14 protein-coding genes are annotated in these 19,729 nt (G+C 47.8%); 3 read left to right on the top strand and 11 right to left on the bottom strand.

What is annotated here, in order from left to right; all coding sequences use genetic code 11:
- Nucleotides 1-25: 25 nt before the first annotated feature.
- A complete protein-coding gene (locus ACJJIE_RS15295; RefSeq protein WP_444892249.1) occupies nucleotides 26-1,576 on the bottom strand; it encodes a CocE/NonD family hydrolase in 1,551 nt (516 codons plus the stop codon).
- Between the two features lie 326 nt (nucleotides 1,577-1,902).
- Between ACJJIE_RS15295 and ACJJIE_RS15290 the strand changes: the two genes are divergently transcribed.
- Both ACJJIE_RS15290 and ACJJIE_RS15285 read left to right on the top strand, forming a co-directional pair.
- Nucleotides 1,903-3,405, top strand: a complete 1,503-nt coding sequence (locus tag ACJJIE_RS15290; protein WP_282930908.1) for a hypothetical protein — start codon at nucleotides 1,903-1,905, stop codon at nucleotides 3,403-3,405.
- Nucleotides 3,406-3,632: 227 nt separating this feature from the next.
- On the top strand, nucleotides 3,633-5,840 hold the full coding sequence (locus ACJJIE_RS15285; RefSeq protein WP_444892248.1) for a transporter substrate-binding domain-containing protein: 2,208 nt from the start codon (nucleotides 3,633-3,635) through the stop codon (nucleotides 5,838-5,840).
- Nucleotides 5,841-5,916: 76 nt separating this feature from the next.
- On the opposite strand, the gene ACJJIE_RS15280 is transcribed toward ACJJIE_RS15285, so the two are convergent.
- The 8 genes from ACJJIE_RS15280 to ACJJIE_RS15245 all read right to left on the bottom strand — a co-directional run bounded on the left by ACJJIE_RS15280 (nucleotide 5,917) and on the right by ACJJIE_RS15245 (nucleotide 17,218).
- Entirely contained in the window at nucleotides 5,917-6,960 is a 1,044-nt protein-coding gene (locus ACJJIE_RS15280) for a Kelch repeat-containing protein (protein ID WP_444892247.1), read from the bottom strand.
- 44 nt (nucleotides 6,961-7,004) lie between these two features.
- Nucleotides 7,005-7,466 carry a GNAT family N-acetyltransferase gene (locus ACJJIE_RS15275; protein WP_282930911.1) on the bottom strand — a complete coding sequence of 154 codons (462 nt, stop codon included), beginning with the start codon at nucleotides 7,464-7,466 and terminating at the stop codon, nucleotides 7,005-7,007.
- A gap of 276 nt (nucleotides 7,467-7,742) precedes the next feature.
- Nucleotides 7,743-10,364 carry an aminopeptidase N gene (gene pepN / locus ACJJIE_RS15270; protein WP_444892246.1) on the bottom strand — a complete coding sequence of 874 codons (2,622 nt, stop codon included), beginning with the start codon at nucleotides 10,362-10,364 and terminating at the stop codon, nucleotides 7,743-7,745.
- 197 nt (nucleotides 10,365-10,561) lie between these two features.
- Nucleotides 10,562-11,902, bottom strand: coding sequence for an omega-aminotransferase AptA (gene aptA, locus ACJJIE_RS15265; protein ID WP_444892245.1), 1,341 nt, complete (start codon nucleotides 11,900-11,902; stop codon nucleotides 10,562-10,564).
- A 230-nt stretch (nucleotides 11,903-12,132) separates the two neighbouring features.
- On the bottom strand, nucleotides 12,133-12,696 hold the full coding sequence (locus tag ACJJIE_RS15260; RefSeq protein ID WP_282930914.1) for a phosphoribosyltransferase: 564 nt from the start codon (nucleotides 12,694-12,696) through the stop codon (nucleotides 12,133-12,135).
- A gap of 11 nt (nucleotides 12,697-12,707) precedes the next feature.
- A complete protein-coding gene (locus tag ACJJIE_RS15255; protein WP_444892244.1) occupies nucleotides 12,708-14,069 on the bottom strand; it encodes an NCS2 family permease in 1,362 nt (453 codons plus the stop codon).
- A 1-nt stretch (nucleotide 14,070) separates the two neighbouring features.
- A complete protein-coding gene (locus ACJJIE_RS15250; RefSeq protein ID WP_444892243.1) occupies nucleotides 14,071-14,856 on the bottom strand; it encodes an outer membrane protein OmpK in 786 nt (261 codons plus the stop codon).
- Nucleotides 14,857-15,610: 754 nt separating this feature from the next.
- The gene (locus ACJJIE_RS15245) at nucleotides 15,611-17,218 is read right to left on the bottom strand and encodes an ABC-F family ATPase (RefSeq protein WP_282930917.1); all 1,608 of its coding nucleotides are present in this window, start codon (nucleotides 17,216-17,218) and stop codon (nucleotides 15,611-15,613) included.
- A gap of 503 nt (nucleotides 17,219-17,721) precedes the next feature.
- Between ACJJIE_RS15245 and ACJJIE_RS15240 the strand changes: the two genes are divergently transcribed.
- Nucleotides 17,722-18,138, top strand: a complete 417-nt coding sequence (locus ACJJIE_RS15240) for a VOC family protein (protein WP_282930918.1) — start codon at nucleotides 17,722-17,724, stop codon at nucleotides 18,136-18,138.
- Nucleotides 18,139-18,213: 75 nt separating this feature from the next.
- Here ACJJIE_RS15240 and ACJJIE_RS15235 read toward each other — a convergent pair whose 3' ends face one another.
- A complete protein-coding gene (locus tag ACJJIE_RS15235; RefSeq protein ID WP_444892242.1) occupies nucleotides 18,214-19,134 on the bottom strand; it encodes a DMT family transporter in 921 nt (306 codons plus the stop codon).
- A complete protein-coding gene (locus ACJJIE_RS15230) occupies nucleotides 19,134-19,721 on the bottom strand; it encodes a cysteine hydrolase family protein (protein ID WP_444892241.1) in 588 nt (195 codons plus the stop codon). The genes ACJJIE_RS15235 and ACJJIE_RS15230 overlap by 1 nt, the downstream gene beginning before the upstream one ends.
- Between the last annotated feature and the right edge of the window lie 8 nt (nucleotides 19,722-19,729).

The raw sequence follows: 19,729 nt of genomic DNA, 5'->3' as shown, positions 1-19,729 counted from the left end.
GGATGCCGGGTTTCTGTGGGGAGACCTACAGGTGCGGTACGGTCAGGCTAGAGACCTTGCTGCTGCTGTAGGGCACTGTGATGGTGTAATTGGTATTTTCCGGCTTCTGGTAGATATAACCCTGAGTATCGATGGCCAATACTACACGGTGGCCAACCGGGACATCGTAGCTGGTGGTGAAAAAGTCCACTTCGAACTTTTGTTTTTGCCCAGACTTGTCTGAATGCAGGGTAATGGGGGCGTGAGTTATCAGACGCCCCAGTCCCAACGGACCCACATCGTAGAGGTGCACGTTGAGTTGCACTTCTTTTTTGCTGGGTTCCACCCACATTTCGAGTTTGGGTTCGCCGCGAATCTTCAGGGTTTCCCACTGAATCGGTGATTTGTACTCGATGGCGTAGTAGCCGTTGATAGCGATCATGGGCGCGTAAACGGGGATACCGAAGCCTTCCAGTGCATCGGAAACCAGCGGGATACCGGTGCCTGCAAAGGTATCTGAGCCGCCGTGGAATTCGTTACTCCAGCTCCAACCGTCGTACTTGTCGCTCTCCATTTTTGCATTGTTAAACATGGTAAAGCGTGGCTGCAGGTACCAAGTGGTGCTCTCGTCCGTTACCGGGTAGTCCTCGAACTGCTCCAGCTCATTGCTGATGCGCACAGTCATATCCACCTTGGGTTCGGTGTCGATCCCGTTGTCTTCGCCCTTTAGGTAGTGGTCGAACCAGCGGAAACTGGTGGACCAGATATGGCCGTTGTTACCGGTAAGAGTCTCGGTAATCGCGTGGGTGCCGGGGTTTAGCATGAGTTTCTTGGGCCCTTCGAGCAGGGAATAGAAATCGGTCATGCTATTCGGTTTAAACAGGTAGTCGGCGAAATTATTTGAGAGCAGTACCGCTGTGCCGTTTTGATTAATTTCGTCCACGTAACTCACCGCGGAGCGCTGCGCGCCGAAAGTGATTACTTGTTCCATATTTTCGCCATCGCGCAGGTTGCTCCATACCTGCTCGAGTTCAGCTTCTTTCTGGAAGGCCGTAGTAACAAGCAGCGTGCCCCATACCAGGTTGACGGTTTCATTCGGATACAAAGCTTCCACTACATCTGCCCAACCGGATAGCGCAGCTACTGCATCGACGCGAGGGTGCTTGGCAGCACTCAGTAGTGAAATTCCACCGCCGTAGGAAATTCCGGCCATACCCAGCTTGCCCACCGGGTAATTGGTTTCCAGCCAGTCGATCAGGACTCCCACATCGTTAAGGCTGTTATCCCCTGCGACGTCAACAAGTCCTCCCGAGTGCCCAAATCCCCGGGTGGAGTAGCTGAGCACCAGGTAGCCGTTTTCTGCCAGCTCTTTGGCCTGGAAGTGGTACTGGTGCTTCTCCAGCCCCCAGCTGTTGGTAAAAATAACGGTGGGGTAACCGTCTGCTGGTGCGGGCGTTTCCGGGATAAATAAGTTCGCATCCAGGACCGTACCGTCAAAAGAAGTAATATCCACGTCGGCGATATATTCCGGTGCCGACCAGGCATGAGCAGACATTAGGGCGCCGCCAAGCAGCGCCAGTAGTGGCTTGGTATTCATTAGTTTTCTCTCATCTGATGAAATCATTATTATTTTTTTGACCAGGATTCCCTCCTTGGTCGACCCCGTACTATAGGAGTTCATCCTAGTTTTGTACGTAAATAGGGCTAAATTTGAGACGTTTGTCTCGCTTCATGTCGCAATCTGCTGCAGAAAACTGTTTGTGAACAGCTATCTATTTTGTGTCTTTCCGGTCACACAAAAACAGTCGAAAAGCTGTTTTGTGATCAAATTGATCTTTTTTTGATCAGTGAAAACCGGTACTGTGTCGTCTTCGCTAATCAGCTAGGGAGGGCTTCAGCAACAATGACTCGGTGGCCCGAACTATGGTTTCTCGTTCAGTTGTTCTATTAGTACTTTGTTTCGGATTTATCGCTTCAGCCTACGCCGCGCCGCGTGGTTTGGGGGAGGTGACCTGGTATGAAGTCGACAGTGATAATTTTCGCGTGATTACCGACGGTGATCCCAACGCAGTCAAAAGTCTGGTAGCAGACCTGGAGCGCTATCGCGCAGTGGCCTTGGAGTTACTCGATGCAGATCCAAAAAGTGAGCGATTAACTATTTATGCGGCCGCAGACCGGGACACCTATGCAAACCTGGTGGGTGTTGAGCTGGCGGATATGACCAACGGTTTGTTCGATACCTCTGCGGAGGGTAACTATGCCCTGGTAAACCTGGATGGTCGCAGCGTTGAGAGGCAGCTCAAAGCACGCGAATTCCTGTTCCACGAATACACCCATTTTCTGAGCTATAACGGCAACACTACCCACTACCCCTATTGGTATAGCGAGGGGTTTGCTGAATTTATGGCAACCATGTCATTCCCGGAAAAAGGTACCTACGAAATTGGCTCCATTCCCAGCGAGCGGGCTATGACCCTGATGTATACCGGGCTTATGCCGCTGGAAGACCTGTTGCGTGCGACAGTGTACAACACCGATGCGGACGAAAAGGCGGATGTCTATGCCGGAGGTTGGATTCTGTCTCACTGGTTGATGATGAAAAGCGGCAAGCAGGATAATTTCGATAATTTCGTCAAAGCCTATAACGATGGTGCCGACCCAGTACTCGCCCTGGAAGAAGCGCTGGGGATGTCGGTGAAAGACATTGAAAAGGCCTATGTCGCCACTTATAAGGCGGATAGCTTTGAACATTTTAGTGGCGCTATCCCCGCGGACTTTAAAGAGGCCAGCCCTAGGGTTAAACGCCTCAGCAAAAGAGAGTCGGTGAGCATCCTGGCTGGATTTATCGCCCAGTCCGGTTACAACCTGCTGGCTTTGGATGAGTTGATTGAGTATGCCTACAGCACGGGTATTTACAGTACTGAGCTGGCTGCGATTAAAGCGAGTGCCGATCTGCGATTGGGTAATTTCCCCCAGGCCAGCCACCTTTTGGCCAGTGTCCCCACTAAGGACCGAGGCCAGCTCTGGTACTTGAGTGCCCATGCCTGGTTAACGGTTAATCAGCAGGCGGTGGCGCCCGGTAGTAAGCGGGATCTTCGCAGCTTGAAAATGGCGCGGGAGGAGTTCGACTTCCTGGTGAAGGAAGAACCGAAAAATGCATCTCACTGGTTTGGCCTGGCGATGGCTATGGAGATGCTGGATTACCCCCGAGAGGAATATCTGGAAAAGCTGGAGCAGGCTTACAAGCGTGCCCCCCGTGAGCTGCATATTGCCCAGTGGCTGGCAGAAGAGCTCTACCAAAAGAAAGATGCGGAGTATTTTGCCCGAGTGGCGAAGCCGCTGATGTTCGAGCTTCCAGACGAGGAGCAGAACAAAGAAATAAAAATGAGGTTGGCAGAGCTGAAGGGCAAACCCAAGTCATCATAGCAACCATAAGAGCGCTCACTGAATAAAAAAGGCTTGTCACTCTGTGTAAGAGACATCCGACATTCGCCAACGTATATTTGCCCGGCAATTGATTTTGCCGGGCTTTTTTTTAGGGGATAATTTCCCAGCAAACTGGTACGATTTCTGTAACAGCGGCAATTCCATATTGTGAAGCATAGCGTGCGCGTTAAGGGTAATGCTTCTCATAGAATAAGAAAGGGTGCACTGTGAGCAGAAAACGGTTTTTCGTTATATTTCCGCTATTTGTCTTAATATTGCTGCTTGCCGCATGCGAGAGTAATAGAGATCCTGTTGTAGAAAACTCACAGGTTTTAACGGAATCTCCCCAACAACCGATACCAACGCCGCAGAATAAACAGCCCGCAAAGCCGCAGTTTGAAAATTATGTAGAGCAAGGAGATTTGCCAGCCCTGTTAGAGCGAGGTGTATTGCGCCTGTTGGCCCCAAGGGGCCCCCAGGAGAGCGCCTTACCACGAGAAGGACTACCTGCAACAGAGTGGCGAAAACTTGCGGAAAGTTTTGCTCGTAGCCGCGGATTAAAGCCTCAGTGGGTTTACGTAGATAACTTTTCCGATTTAATTCCAGCGGTTGTTGATGGACGTGGGGATGTAATTGCCACCAATTTTTCCCGCACCGAAGAACGCAAGTTATTACTGGGTTTTACCCGCCCATTACAATATGTTGATGAGTTGCTAATTACTCATAAAGAGTTCGAGGTGGAAGAGGCTGTGCCCTTACAAGTCGTGCTGCGGCGGGGCAGTGCATTTGCTGAAACCCTGGAGCAGCGAGCCGATACGGAAAATTACAGAATCACTTACCTCGATAAGCCGGTTGCAACCAGCGAGCTTATCGCGGCTGTAGCAGCGGGTGAATACCCCGCAACAATTATTGATAGTAATTTGGCCGATGTACTTCTAACTGATTACCCTCAACTCACAGCCACCACAGAACTCGATTCCCGCAGGCCTATCGCCTGGGCTGTACGCAAAAATGCTATCGCTTTGAGGCGTGAGTTGAATGAGTTCTTTACCGCAGAATTGGTATTGGCCAGTCAGAACCGAGAGCAGCCACTGAGAGATTGGCAGGCAATAAAGGAGAGCGGAACTTTAAGGGTGCTTACTCGCAATCACCCCGCTTCCTACTTTATCTGGCGCGGTGAGTTGATGGGGTTTGATTACGATCTGCTAAGGAAGTTTGCCCGTGACCATAAATTACGCCTGAGCATGGTTGTGCCCGATAAAGATCAGGATTTGGTCGAGGCATTGAATGATGGAATGGGGGACATGATTGCTGCATCTCTTACTGTTACCGAGGCCCGCCGCCAGCAGGGATTGGCATTTTCCAAGCCTTATATGACAGTTACGGAACAGGTAGTAGCCGCAAAATCAAAGGTGCCTGATAAAGAGCTACCCCTTCCAGAGAACCTGCTTTCTGGGCAAACAGTAGTGGTTAATCCCACCACGAGCTATCACGAGAGTCTGGTCAAAATAATGGAAAAGCAGCACGGGCAAGATATGGTGCCGCTACAGATCCACCGTCTAAAAGGCGCTACCAGTGAGTTTCTTATTGATGCAGTAGCCAGGGGTATTTTTCCCTATACCGTAGTTGACTCACACTTGGCCGCCATTGAAAGCACTTACCGGGATGACTTTACTGTAGTGGGGGAGTTGCCAGGGGAGCGAGATATCGCCTGGGCCGTTCGAACTGGCCAACCGGTATTATTGGAACAACTGAATAACTTTCTGAACAAGCACAATCGGGACCTGTTCTTTAACGTTACTTACAACAAATATTTCAAGGAGCAAAAGCGTATCCTCCGACATCAAGGGCAGCGCCTGCGCAGCACTGATGAGCTATCGCCCTTTGATCCCATAGTAAAGAAATATACTGAGGCTACCGATCGGGATTGGCGTATGGTGGTTGCGCAGATGTACCAGGAGAGTCAATTTAATCCCCAAGCGCGCTCCTTTGCCGGTGCTCAGGGCTTGATGCAGGTATTACCTCGGACTGCACGACAGATGGGAGTTAACAATTTGTATGATCCTGAAAACGGTATCCGCGCAGGTGTATCTTATCTGGGGTGGCTGGATAAACGTTTCCCTGAAAATATACCCCTAGAGCAGAAGATCTATTTTACCCTGGCTGCATATAATGCGGGTCACGGCCATGTCAGGGATGCGAGGGCGTTAGCCCGACGACTGGAGTGGGACCCTAACCAGTGGTTTGGCCATGTTGAAGAGGCCATGTTGCTGCTGTCCCAGCCTGAATACTATCGCAATAGTCGTTTTGGTTACGTGCGCGGCAGGGAGCCAGTTAACTATGTGCGTGAGATACGGGATAGGTATATTGGATATTTAGGAGTTGAGCGCCATCAGATTTATACAGATATTGATGGCAGCATTGCTCCCAATTAATTAATGTATCCCATCAATGGGCCTCTGCAAGCCAGAGGCATTGTGGGTTTGCTCAAGGGCACTTTATTATTGCCCCTTAGCTCCAGTGCAGCTGTATTGCGGAAGCGAGAGTTTCTTGCGGTCCAACTTTAGAGGCTCCACCAATCAAGTAGAGGTTTTCTCCTAGGGCTACTGCTCCGTGACCGTGTCGTGCCTGGGGCAAATGACCCTGATTGTTCCAATCATCTGTGACTGGATCGTAAATCCAAATATTGTTAAATGCTGTACCAGTCTTCCATTTGCCATTGGGGCCAAATGCCTCACCGCCGGTAACTATTAATTTATTATTTAATGGGGTTACTGTGAGTCCGGCAGCAGCCTGGGGTAGGGGGCGGATCTTTTCCCATTTATCCAGGCTGGGGTCATAAACTTCGGCATAAGTTAGATTCCTAGCCTTGCTACTATTGTCGCTAACCTGGCGGCCACCAACAACATAAATTCTGTTATTTAAGTTTGCCCCACCTGCGGAGGTTCGCTTGATACTGGCTGGCGCTGCTTGCTCCCAATGATCCCCTCTTATAAGCACATAATGAGAATTGGTATCTCTATTTTTAGACTGTTCGTCGGGGGCCCTACCGCCAATGACATGGATGTTCTCCCCAATGTTGGTGTAAATAGATTCAGCCAGTGGCCGGGGGAGAGGGCTGGTTTCTATCCAATGCTTATATTCGCTGGAAAGTTTATAAACGGTATTTCGGGCTTGCCAAGCGCTATCAGAATCGCCAAAAAATCCACCGATGCCATATAGGCTGTTGGAATTACTGGCCATGCCAAGGTGATGTCTTGATTCAGGTAAATTGGGCCCTGGCCTCCAGTTTTGTTCCCGCGGAGAAAAGATATGTGTTTGTTTAGTTGGAGAGAGACCGAAGAAAACTGCTGTATCCGATGGGATAAATCCCCCTGCTACATAGATCTCGCCAGAAAAGACTGCGGGGTAAATCTCCTGTAAAGGCATTTCCAGGCTGGGAAGACTTGATATAGATAGACTGGTAATAGCCTCTTTAGCGGTTAGATTGACTCCACCAAAAGTAAGGGAAGCTAAGCTGGAATATTTAATAAAGGATCTTCTGGATAGCGTCATAGTAACAAACACTCTCACACTGACTGATAAAGAATACCTATTGATTATAATTTTTTACCTAAAAATAGGCTAAAAGGGTCATTTTTATAGTGACTGAAAGGGTCGCAATCGTCAAATCCATAACGGCGATAGAGAGCGATTGCGGGAGCAAAAGCTTCAGTGCGGCCTGTCTCCAGCTTTATCTCTTTATATTTACGCTGCTTTGCCTCCTCCAATATTCTTTCTATCAAGGCGCGGGCAACGCCTTTGCGCAGGAACAGAGGATGAGTTTTCATGGATTTTATTTCACCCAAATTAGGGTCGATCTCTTTTAGAGCAGCACATCCGGCCAAAACTCCATCAATTCTTGCCCCCCAAAAGGTAATCATGGGGTCATTTAACTCATCAGGATTTAGTGCGTGAACGCTTCCAGGTGGGGAATGTCGGTACATTTCCCGTAGATGAGCTTCGAGAAGATTGTTAATGGAACCGTCGGACAGATCGTCTAATTGTACTGATATATACATCTTTATTTGATTGTCTTTCTTTTTAAAATAATGGCTTAAGCAGGAACGCCCGTTAATCTTTTGGGCTTTGAAATGTCACTTTAACAATATTTTCAGAGAAGGATAAGTATAAGTTGGCTGGTGCAATAGGTATGCTTTATTAGGGGGCATTGAGAAAAAATATATAACTTTTTGCACCGTTTTATTACGCATAATACCCGGCCAAAATCCTGGCAAGGGGAACTAAGGGCTGGATATTGCCCTTAGTTCAACATTAATAGCTAGTTTAAAGAAGATCTAGAGTAATCGCTTCCCGATATTGATACAGCGTTCACCGGAGTAGCGATGATTTTTTAATGCTTTTACCAATATGGGCTTAAGTTGTGGTTTTTCTTTTAGTGACTTAGTAATCTCATTTACATTTTCTCTAGAGCACATTAGCGGTAGGGCGTAAGCATAAGCAGTAAGCAATTCCTGAGATTCATCTTCATTGACCTGAGCCAGTGAATCAAAAATTGGTTGACCGTGGATGTTAAATAGCTCTATTTGCTCTGGTGCAAAAAGGGACTCTGTAATTTTTCGAATTTCGCTTAACTTAAATTTGTCTCGATTAGATATAAGGTTATCTACCCACTTTGATTTGTTTTCGGGTTGGGGGCGAATAACTTCAGCAGATAATGCGTTGAGTTTAGATCTGTCGGAGTTATCTTTTGCTAATTCTCTTGTGATTGCCTGCTCATAATCTGAGAACAGATAACGATTCTGTAACTTGATAAGTTTCCAGCGCATATCAGGATCGAGTTCCAATCCTTTAATGGCAAACTCTCCCTTTAATAGGTCTCTAGCATGACTTAATGCTGGAGTGGAGTGGGCGATATTGGTAAAAACACCAAACCAGACTTTTTGTTGATCACTACCTTCAGCCGCCTCTAGTAGTTGACCCCAGACAAAGCTCTCAACAGTCTGAGTAAGTTCGTTACGGCGCTTTGTGCTTAGGGGGATTTGAGTCAGGAAATCGTAAGTGAACTCAATATATCTGGCATTCAAACGAATAATGTTGATGTCCTTTTCGTCGGCGCCATTATTCACTATAAAACTAATATACTCATCCAGAGGCAGTTTTGCGTCATAGGTGCTATCAAATAGGCTTTGCCAGAACATTAGTCGTGCAAACGGCTCTTCAATATCATTGATATGCTGAGCCATATTCTTGATGGTAACTTCATCCAGATTTACCTTCACATAGGCCCAATCTTCTTCATTAGGGTATAGCCCCTCTGGGCAGGGCAGCCCCAAGGCTTCTTTTACTTCGGTTCTGGCGCCACTATAAAGCACTGGAAGGGTTGTAACCCGTTTCATACTTCCAGCTTTCATCTGGTAAAACCCCAGCTGTGTACGCTGTTCCCTTAATATTGGGTATTCCTCTGGTGCTGTTTGCTGAATTACCAGATGATTGATTTGGTCATCATCGCACTGGAAGCTGGCTTCAATTGTGTTGAGGCCGGCCTGGTAAAGCCACTGTTGCTGCCAGGAATTAAGATCTTTATCCGCAGCTTTGCCCAGGTGGTTGATAAAGTCATTGAGGGTTGAATTGTCATAAGATAAGGCCTTTAAGTAATTACTGACGCCTTTGCGAAATTCTTCTTTGCCCAAATAGTAGGGCAATTGCTTGAGTACTGAGCCGCCTTTGCCATAAGTAATTCCATCAAAATTGGCAAAGGCTTCGTCAGTATTGTTGACTGGTAGTTGAATAGCGTGGGTAGTGGGGCGTTGATCAGTGTGGTAAGCCCATTGCTTGGCGCCTAAGTAATAGTTTTCCCAAGCGGTAGTGAATTCGCTATTTTCGGCTAGAGCCAGATTGGCCATGTAAGTGGCAAAACTCTCATTGAGCCAAAGGTCATCCCACCAATTCATGGTGACCAAATTACCAAACCATTGATGGGCCAGCTCATGGGCAATAACATTGGCGAGGCGCATCCGCTGGGCCTGGGTCTTTTTTCCTCGGGATATGTAAGAATCGTTAAATGTAACAGCCCCAACATTTTCCATAGCGCCCGCGTTAAAATCAGGTACTAGTATTTGATCATATTTTTTAAATGGATAATCAATTTCAAAGTAGGGCTGAAAGAATTCAAAGGATTGTTTGGTGAAGGTAAACCAGTCTTCCGTTTTTACGTAATTTGCCAGGCTCTGTCTAGCCATTAAGCGAAGGGGGATATCTCCTGCCTTGTCTTCCCAGATGTGGTAAGGACCTGCATGTAAAGAGAATATGTAAGATGAGAATTTCTTGGTTTGAGGGAAAAACCAGTGGTTTGATTTTCTTTTCTCTTCTACTCTCTCCTCTCTTTCCGCGCTAACTACTACCCAGTCTTTTGGAGCCTTTACATCCAGGGTGTAACGCGCTTTCAAATTGGGTTGGTCAAAATGTGGGAATAGGCGATTGGCATCATAAGGTTCAAAGTCCGTATATAAATAGACCTTTTCGTCTTTGGGGTCTTTAAAGCGATGTAATCCTGAGCCATTGTTAGAGTACGGGTGTTGATAATTCACCGTAATCGTGTGGGATTTTTCCGGTAGATTTTGATAATCAATAGAAATAAAGTAGTTGTTGTATTCAAATGGAACAGATCTTCCATCGACCTGAATTGAATCAACAGCACCACCGGAAAAGTCTAGAGTCAGTGGTTGTTCAAGTTTTTGGTTAAACTTTATATCTGCATGAACGGTTCCGGAAAAATTCTTATCAGGATTTTCCAGGTTGATGCTTAAACGATAATCCACTTCAGAAATTTGTTGCCGTCGGAAGCGGGCATAAGGCTCAGAGAGCCCTGATTCTGTGGCTCGCGGGGAAAATAAGGTTGGCTGTTCTGATGAGGTTGTGTCTTGATCAGGAAGTTTTTGTCCACAGGAACTTATCAAAATACCACATAGAATTGATATAGCCACTTTGCACGTTAGTAATACCTTCGAAAGGTTAGTATATTTTTTCATGGCATTATTTTTAATATAGGGTGATTGAATTTCACTTTGTATCATTAATGACAGGTAGGCGGCGATATAAATTTCGTCTTATCGAAGATGAAGATTTTTGTGGGTAAATAAGGAATGAGTGCTGATTATTGGCCGTTTGCAGTTTCTAAAATTGATTCGGCTAATGCGTTGATAATACCGTCAATTTCCTCTACTTGAGCTATAAACGGTACGCCGAGTTGTAGTGTGTCGCCCCCGTAACGAATATAAAAGCCCTTTTCCCACATCTTCATAGCTATTAAGTAGGGTCTGAGTAGCGGCTCATCTTGAGCCGCTTCGATAGTCAGGCCAGCGGCGAGCCCGCAATTGCGAATATCTTCAACTAACGGCAACCCGTTTAGTTGGTGAATATGGTCTTCCAGGATATGGGCAAGCTCTGCAGATCGATCAAACAATTTTTCCTTCTGCAAAATATCCAGTGTCGCCAATGCTGCTGCGCAGGCCAGTGGGTGCCCAGAATAGGTATAGCCGTGGGGAAGTTCCAGCTGGTAGTCAGGTCCTCCGGTTTCCATGAAGGTATCGTAGATATCCTGGCGCACAGCCACAGCGCCCATGGGAACAGCGCCATTTGTAAGCTGTTTGGCTGTATTGAGCATATCCGGGGTCACTCCAAAAAACTCTGCTCCGGTGGCTTTCCCCATGCGTCCGAAAGCGGTAATGACTTCATCAAATATCAACAATATGTCGTATTGAGTACATATTTCCCTAAGGCGATGGAGATAGCCTTTTGGTGGAGGCAATACCCCCGCAGACCCCGCTACGGGCTCGACAATAACAGCGGCAATGTTTTCAGAACCGTGCAGTTTGATAAGTTCCAGCAACTCGTCTGCCAGGAAACTTCCCTGTTCAGGTTGTCCTTTAGCAAAACGGTTCTGGGGTAAAAGGGTATGGCGAAGGTGATCGGAATCTAAAGATGAACCAAAGATTGCTCGATTAGCACTAATGCCGCCCACACTGAGGCCGCCAAAATTAACTCCGTGATAGCCTTTCACACGTCCAATAAATTTTATCTTTCCCGGAGCGCCCATTTTCTGCCAGTAGGCTCGAGCTATTTTTAGAGAGGTCTCTGTGGATTCGGAGCCGGAATTTGTGAAGAAAATTCGATTGAGACGAGCGGGCATCAATTGGCTGATACGTTCAGCTAGTTGGAATGCTCCAGGATGGCCATATTGGAAAGCTGGGGCATAATCCAAAAGTTCAGCCTGCTGTGTAATGGAATCAATTATCTCCCGGCGGTTGTGTCCGGCACCACAGGTCCACAAGCCGGATAGACCATCGAATATGGGGCGGCCGTCAGCACTACGGTAATAGCAGCCGCTGGCTGAGGTAATAATACGGGGATCTCTTTTGAATTGGCGATTCCCGGTAAAAGGCATCCAGTAAGCATCTAACTGTGATTTACTAAGTCCCGCTGATTTGTCGTTCATTTTTATTTTCCGACATTTGGCCTTATCCCATTAATTTTGGACCAACTTTTCTACTTTATAAATTGATTCTCACTAACTTTAGTTTCATAAGCGGGATTTACTAATAGAGTATTGAAGTATTGCCTATGGCAGGAGTTGAGTGCTGGGGGAGGATTTGCCTGAATGGCCTTAGGGGGAGATGAGAGGAGAAAGAGAACCGGGGGTATTAGCCCCCCCGGTAATGTTGCTGATTAAACAGCAGTGGCGATTCTGTCCACGTAAGGGGCGAGTTCTGGTTTGTTCTCCAGAATCTCCTGCCGGGACAGACCGTCGATCTCGTGGGGGAATACCAACCACTCTTCGGTCTTGTGGATAAAGTAATCCGGCTCGCGCTTGGCCTTGTTGTTCTTCGGCTTGTAGTAAGGGGTCGCGATACGAATCTCCGGCGTGTTCTTCTTACAGGCAGCGCGCAGGTCTTCGATAGTTTGCTCAATGCTCAGGCCAGAGTCGTGCACATCGTCCACGATCAACAGGGAGTCGTGGGACTCCAGGCGTTTGATCAGGTAGTTCAGGCCATGCACGCGCACTTTCTTGTCTCGCTCACCGATACCGAGATAGGAGGAAGTGCGGATAGCAATATGGTCTGCATCCACTCCCATCACATGCAATAGTTCTTGTACGGCGATGCCCACAGGTGCGCCACCGCGCCAAACGCCGACAATATAATTGGGACGGAAGCCGTCCTTATAGATCTGATCAGCGAGAGCATAGGAGTCAATCAGGAGCTGCTGTGCGCTAATAAAGTGCTTTTTCATCAATGTACCCCTCAGAAAAAGGCAAACTTGGCAACAAAGAGTGCCGCTAACACGTACACACTGATACTGACGTCTTTACTGCGCCCGCTCAGCGTTTTAATAACCGCATAGGAAATAAAGCCCAAGGCAATTCCGTGCGCGATAGAGAATGACAGAGGCATCATCACTGCGGCGATAACTGCCGGTGCGGCCTCGGTAATATCATCCCAGTCGATAGATGACATGCCGGAAGTCATCAGGACGCCAACATACAGCAGAGCGCCTGCAGTTGCATAGGCTGGAATCATACCGATAAGGGGGGAGAAGAAGGTCGCCAACAGGAAGAGGCCGGCACAAACTACAGCGGTCAGACCGGTGCGACCACCTGCGGTAATTCCCGCAGTACTCTCTACATAACAGGTAGTAGTGGAGGAACCCAGCACAGAGCCGACGACAGATGCGGAGCTGTCGGCCATCAGGGCCTTGCCCATACCTGGCAACTTGCCATCTTTATCTAGTAGTTTGGCGCGATCAGAAACGCTCAACAGGGTACCTGCGGTATCGAAAAGGTCGACAAACAGGAAGGCAAAGATCACGCTGATCATGCCTACTTCGAAGGCGCCAGCGATATCTAGCTCTAAGTATGTGGGCGCTAGACTGGGAGGTGCGGAAACCAGACCTGTAAACTCTACTTTACCGATTGCCAGGGCGATGACGGTTACCGCAAGGATACCGATCATTACCGAACCCAGCATGCGGCGGTAGGACAGGGCCACAATAATAAAGAAGCCCAGTGCTGCAAGAATCGCCTCAACCGACTTGAGGTCGCCGAGGGTTACCAGAGTCGCAGGGCTGTCCACTACAATACCGGCACTCTTCAGAGCAATGATCGCCAGGAATAAGCCGATACCCGCTGCCAGGGATTGTCGCAGGGAGAGAGGAATACTATCGATTATCCATTCCCGTAGCTTGAAGATACTGAGCAGTAGGAAGATTATCCCCGATATAAACACCGCACCCAGGGCCACTTGCCAGCTGTAGCCCATCTCACCGACGACAACGTAGGCAAAGAAGGCATTGAGGCCCATGCCCGGCGCCAGTGCAATGGGATAATTGGCGTAGAGTCCCATAATCAGGCAGCCAATAGCGGCTGCAAGACAGGTCGCCATAAATACAGCGCCCTTATCCATACCCGCTGCAGCCAGGATATTGGGGTTCACAAAGATGATGTAGGCCATCGTCAGGAATGTGGTAACGCCGGCGATCACTTCGCGGCGTACATTCGTCTGGCGTTCTGAGAGCTTGAACAACTTCTCGAGGAAAGAGGCATTGCCTCCCACCTGGGGAATGTCGGACCCTGCGGTCGCCGATGTTTGGATATCAGTGGGTTTCATATCAGAAGTGGTACTTTACTAACAGGTTAACGTTGCGCTCGTTGGAATCCACACCATGGGTGCCATCTTTGATTCCGAACTTGTCGTTCCAGTGTACGTACTCAATACCCGCGTATAGGGACTTGGGCTCCCCCCAAGAGGCGCCGGCATCCCATTTCAGCTGGGAGGTAAAGTTGGTGCTCGGATGCGCGTCTTCAGAAGCGCTGGTCCAGTCGATAAAACCGTCGTAGACAAAACTGGCATCACCCAGGGTAAAGGGCATCGCCCAAACCAGGGTCAATTGCTCATTGCTGGCTTTGTCATCGTTATCGCGGCGGTAAACATTTGCTTGTACAAAAGAAAAACCGGGTACCGCGAGATCGAAGCCCACTCCCGCCAGATAATTGGTAAAGTGGGGGCCAGTTGTTGCCAAGTGGTCCGGGTCATCCATGTTGCCCAGCTCAACTGCTGTGGCAATCAGTACATCGGTAACTGGCCCGAAAGCCAGTTCACTTCCGCTGAGCTTACCCAAGCTCAGGCGGGGAGAAATCTCACTATACAGCTCATCGGAGCCATCTTCCGAGTCCAGGTAGTCGGCAAAAATAAAGAGGTCACCCCAGCTGTGGCCACTGGCGTGTTCAAAAGTTACTACGGATCTCTCAGAGTCATCCGTGGTCCTGCTGTAGTTGACTTTGTAATCACGGCCGTAAAGAAGGCTCAGGCTGTTGTCACTCCAGGTCATCTCAGCTTGGGCAGCTGCGGACAACAGGCTAGAGGCCAGCAGTAGCAGGGGCTTGGTTGGTTTCATTCTATTACCTCTGTTACAGCGACAGGCGAATTTCGCACTGGCGGCCGATGAGAAAATCGGCAGTTGGTTAAAAAATAGTCGCGGAATGTACCAGAACTTAACCCCTGTTTTCCAGTGTTTTTTCTCGGGATTTACGCTTTTTCCCGGGCTTTTCGAGCAACTCTGCACCAAAAAATCCCGCTTGGGAAAAATAAGATGCTCATTTTTTGGTTAGCGATAGATTGGTGTAGCAAAAAAGTATTGTTTGATTGGTTTGATAGTCGGGAATCCCTAAATTGCAGGGGCTAACTAGGTAAATAGTCCAGAAAGTCGGCATCTGCTCCCCAGTGGTGCTTGAACAGGCAACATGAATACTTTTGGTGCTTTTAGGGGTCGTGATAGCTGTTGTTTAATTTTGATGGTAATGGAAGTCATCCGCTTGGTAGCAGAGCAAGGATGGTTGAAATGTATCTTCTGACCGCCCTTCTTATATAGGCAGGCATCGGTCTGAGGTCGATGGTTGGGAAAAGTAAATCGACTTTTAACCAGTATAAAAATTATTTGGCTGTTTGGTTTTTTTGCTAGTTCGTATGAAATTGGCCCTGGAAGGAGTCTGGATGGGATTGCAGTAACGGGGGGCGACTTTAGGGGGGCTCAGGTGATGCCTACCGAGCCCCGTATTATCTGGTGGTGATTGGTTACACTTTCCAGCTTTTGAGACCTGGGGCGAGTATTGTTATCGCCCCAATATGCCTTTTCCGATTCGAGTTTGGAGTCAGGCTACCTGCTGTTCTGTACCTGACTGGTGCGCCAGGTATTCCTCGTAAGTGCCTTGAAAATCGATCAGTGCTTGATCTTTGATTTCAATAACTCGGGTTGCCAGGGATGAGACAAACTGACGATCGTGACTCACAAAAATAAGTGTGCCCTCATATTTCTCCAGTGCCTTGTTCAGGGCTTCGATGGCTTCCATGTCCAAGTGGTTGGTTGGCTCATCCATGATGAGCACATTGGTGTCCATCATCATTAGCTTGCCAAACAGCAGGCGATTTTTCTCGCCGCCAGAGCAGACCTTTGCCTTTTTATTGGCATCATCTGCGGTAAATAATAGTCGGCCCAGAATACCCCGCACGGCCAGATCATCGTGCTTGGGGGTGCGCCATTGGGACATCCACTCAAATATCGTCAGGTCACCATCAAAATCTGCACTGCTGTCTTGCGGACAGTAGCCGATAGCGGCATTTTCTGACCACTTGACGACTCCGCTGTTTGCTTGGATCTCATTGACAAGACAGCGCAGGAAGGTTGTTTTACCAACGCCGTTTTCACCGATAATTGCCAGGCGCGCACCGGCTTCCAGCAGCATTTCGCCACCTTGAAATAGCGTTTCACTGTCAAAACCATGGGTAAGCCCCTCAAGAGTCAGCGCCTGACGGTGCAATTTTTTACACTGGTTAAAGGTAATATAAGGGCTGACCCGACTGGAGGGTTTGATTTCGTCCAGCTTGATTTTTTCCATCTTCTTTGCGCGGGAGCTGGCCTGCTTGGCTTTGGATGCATTGGCAGAAAAGCGGTTCACAAAGCTCTGTAGCTCGTCCAGTTCGGCACTTTTCTTGGCATTCTCTGCGTGAAGTTGTTCTTGTATTAGCGTGGAGGCCGCAACAAAGTCCTCATAATTGCCGGGGAAAACCCGCAATTCACCATAATCTATGTCGGCCATATGGGTGCAGACAGAGTTCAGGAAGTGGCGATCGTGGGAAATGATGACCATGGTGCTTTTGCGTTGATTCAGTACATCTGCCAGCCACTTGATGGTGTGGATGTCCAGGTTATTGGTCGGCTCATCCAACAATAAAATATCCGGGTCGGCAAATAGCGCTTGGGCGAGTAATACACGCAATTTCCAGCCGGGAGCTACCTGTTTCATCAGGCCAAAATGCAGGGATTCGTCGATGCCAGCTTCAAGCAGGATTTCTCCCGCACGGCTCTCTGCACTATAGCCATCCAACTCAGCAAATTGGACTTCAAGCTCGGCTACGCGCATGCCGTCTTCTTCGCTCATTTCCGGTAGCGAGTATATGCGGTCACGTTCCTGTTTAATTTCCCACAGGCGGACATCTCCCATGATGACCGCATCGACGACGGTGTACTCTTCAAATGCAAACTGGTCTTGGCTCAAAGTACCCAAGGTGCATCCAGGCTCAATGGATACGTTGCCGGCCGAGGGCGCCAAGGCACCACTCAGGATCTTCATAAAGGTAGACTTTCCACATCCATTGGCCCCGATAAGGCCATATCGGTTGCCATTGCCGAACTTTACAGAAATGTTTTCAAACAGTGGTTGGGCACCAAACTGCATGGTGATATTCGCGGTGGAGATCAAGAGCGTATTCCTGAGGATTACAAATGGGCTTTGGTAAGCCGGTTTCGCCAAAATAGGAGGCGTGATGTGGGGGCCGCACTATAAGGATTTGGCGCTGAGGTGTCGAGGAGTACGTTCAATAACTAAGCAGTTTCTCTGCGGGTTCGATATTAGAGGTTGAAATATATATGTTAAAGTATGCTTCTAGGCTAGGAGGATATTCCATTTCGGGGTGGGGTGCGATGATATGTATCTGTATACTCCCCAAGTTCGGGTTCTTTAGCTAAAGCTATGGGCCCTAATATTAGGAATATTCCCGGTATAAGTTGCCGGCGCGTAAAGCGGCCACTTTTATTTAAATAATTAACGGGATCACTTGATCTTATTTGTATCCTTTGGGTGGCTCCGACGGCAAAGTAAATGTTAATGCTGTCAGGGGGGGAGGGTTGAAGGGCTAATGACTAGCAGATGTCAGTCAATCAATTTTTGATCTCTATGAGGAGCTAGCAAAGGCTGGAGGCTATATGAAATCGAATTGTTTGCACCTTGCGATTCCGGCAGGGGATCTGGAAACCGCCAAGAAATTCTATTGCGATGTCTTAGGCTGCAAGACCGGCAACAGTGAAGAAGGTCGCTGGGTAGATATCGACTTTTGGGGTAACGAACTCACCCTGCACCAGAGTGAGGAGAAGCTCCCCAATGTTCGCCACAAGGTGGATATGGGAGAAGTGGCTGTTCCTCATTTTGGCATTCACCTGCCGGAAGATGAGTTTCAGGCACTGAAAGGCCGTATCGAAGCTGCCGGGCTGGAATACCTGGACAAGCCCTACCGTCGCTTTGTCGGCAATGAATACGAACAGGAAACCTTTTTTATCGAAGATCCAAATGGCAACGTTCTGGAAATGAAAACGATGGTTAATCCTGAACTGATGTTCAAGTAATCGTCTGGGCCCTGCAGATAATTGAATCTGTGGGGCTGGGTTTCTCCGGCTATTCCCTGTCCTCGCTTATCCTTGTTAAGAATGAGATGCCTTAATCTGGGGTTGAGTTCTGATTGCCTGAATAATACCTCCGATAACTATCAGTAAGCTGCCGGCATAAGTATTCCAGGTTGGGAGTGTGCTATAAACAAACCAATCCAATATGCCGGAGAAAATCAGGCTTGTATATAAATAGGGAGATAGGCTGGCAGGTCTGTTTACCCGACGATAGGCTTTAGTGCGCAAGGATTGATTACTGATTGTCGCCAGGCTAAAAGCAATAATCACAATCACAAAACTTACCGAGTCCGATAGAGATGCCGCGACTTTCGTAAGCTCCCCAAGATTTCCTTCAATCAATAAAATGGCAAGCATATAGAGGCTGGATAGGCCGAACATCTTGGTGGTTGAAGATATCGTATTTTGCTTCTTTGAAGAATGGTGCATTACAAACTGTGAACAAGCTCCAAAGAAGCCCGATAGCAGGCCCACTATCATATAGCTATCAAAGCCAGCAGTTGGCTTCAATATAAAAGCAACGCCGATAAAGCTGATTATACAGGCTGCTAATGTCTTCTTTTTTATCGGATCCTTTTTGGCAAACCGGGTAATAAAAGGGAGAAATAAACCTGACGTTGAAAATAGAAGGGCGGCGACAAGTAGAGATCCTTTGGACAAATAATAAAACAGGCAATACTGAGCGAGACAAGTGAATAACGCCCTTGCACCATCAATCCTGTCTATTCGATGAGTCACAGGGTTTTCATCAAAAACAACGAGGCAAATCCAGGTTAGGAGTAAAAATGGGGCAAAGAAACGAATAAAGACCACCAGGGATAAGGAGCTAAAAGTAGTTAGTTCTTTACCAAATAGCCCGGTTAGCGACATACAGCTGGCCGCCAGAATTGCGGTAATGACACTGAGGGCAAATTCTCTATTGGAAATACGGGCATTCATTATTTACTAGCACCCTCACTAGCAATAATCTCATCGACAGTTTTTACACTGCCTATCTTCGTGAGGAAGTTCAGGCTATTCTGTTTATTGTATTCCGTGTCAGATTCACAGGCATCTGAGGCAATGAGTACTGAAAAGTCTCTATCGTGAGCTTCCCTGGCTGTCAGTTCGACTGTATTTTGTGTTGATACCCCACAGAGAACAATCCTTTCTATATTGTTGCTAGCAATAAGTACTGGGAGTTCGGTCCCATAGAAGCCACTGACACGCCTCTTATAAATAGATATATCGCTATCAGTAATATTGAGTTCATCAACAAAAGCAGTGCCCCAGCTTTTCTGACGGAGGGCGCCTATATCTTTGATATAGCTGAAGAGAGGAGAGTTAGAGGAAGATTCCCTGTAGTCGGTGGAAAAAGCGACCCTGATATGGCAAATAATATGACGTCGTGCTCTTCCCCACGTAAGGAGTTTATTGGTGTTCTCAATAACTCTATTCTTATGGACTCTTGGGGCCGCTGCTGATATTTGTCCCTTTGGATGACAAATATCGTTGATAAAATCGAGGGTAATGATTGCAGTCTTCATGACCAGAG

The organism is Microbulbifer maximicatervae (SeqCode) (assembly GCF_052467325.1).
This window is presented reverse-complemented; position numbering and strand designations above follow the sequence as displayed.

Excerpts from the sequence above, each read along its gene's own strand:
- ACJJIE_RS15280 (WP_444892247.1), bottom strand. The coding sequence starts at position 6,960 with ATGACGCTATCCAGAAGATCCTTTATTAAATATTCCAGCTTAGCTTCC.
- ACJJIE_RS15255 (WP_444892244.1), bottom strand. The coding sequence starts at position 14,069 with ATGAAACCCACTGATATCCAAACATCGGCGACCGCAGGGTCCGACATT.
- ACJJIE_RS15260 (WP_282930914.1), bottom strand. The coding sequence starts at position 12,696 with ATGAAAAAGCACTTTATTAGCGCACAGCAGCTCCTGATTGACTCCTAT.
- ACJJIE_RS15275 (WP_282930911.1), bottom strand. The coding sequence starts at position 7,466 with ATGTATATATCAGTACAATTAGACGATCTGTCCGACGGTTCCATTAAC.
- ACJJIE_RS15295 (WP_444892249.1), bottom strand. The coding sequence starts at position 1,576 with ATGAATACCAAGCCACTACTGGCGCTGCTTGGCGGCGCCCTAATGTCT.
- aptA (WP_444892245.1), bottom strand. The coding sequence starts at position 11,902 with ATGAACGACAAATCAGCGGGACTTAGTAAATCACAGTTAGATGCTTAC.
- ACJJIE_RS15250 (WP_444892243.1), bottom strand. The coding sequence starts at position 14,856 with ATGAAACCAACCAAGCCCCTGCTACTGCTGGCCTCTAGCCTGTTGTCC.
- ACJJIE_RS15235 (WP_444892242.1), bottom strand. The coding sequence starts at position 19,134 with ATGAATGCCCGTATTTCCAATAGAGAATTTGCCCTCAGTGTCATTACC.
- ACJJIE_RS15230 (WP_444892241.1), bottom strand. The coding sequence starts at position 19,721 with ATGAAGACTGCAATCATTACCCTCGATTTTATCAACGATATTTGTCAT.
- ACJJIE_RS15240 (WP_282930918.1), top strand. The coding sequence starts at position 17,722 with ATGAAATCGAATTGTTTGCACCTTGCGATTCCGGCAGGGGATCTGGAA.
- ACJJIE_RS15290 (WP_282930908.1), top strand. The coding sequence starts at position 1,903 with ATGGTTTCTCGTTCAGTTGTTCTATTAGTACTTTGTTTCGGATTTATC.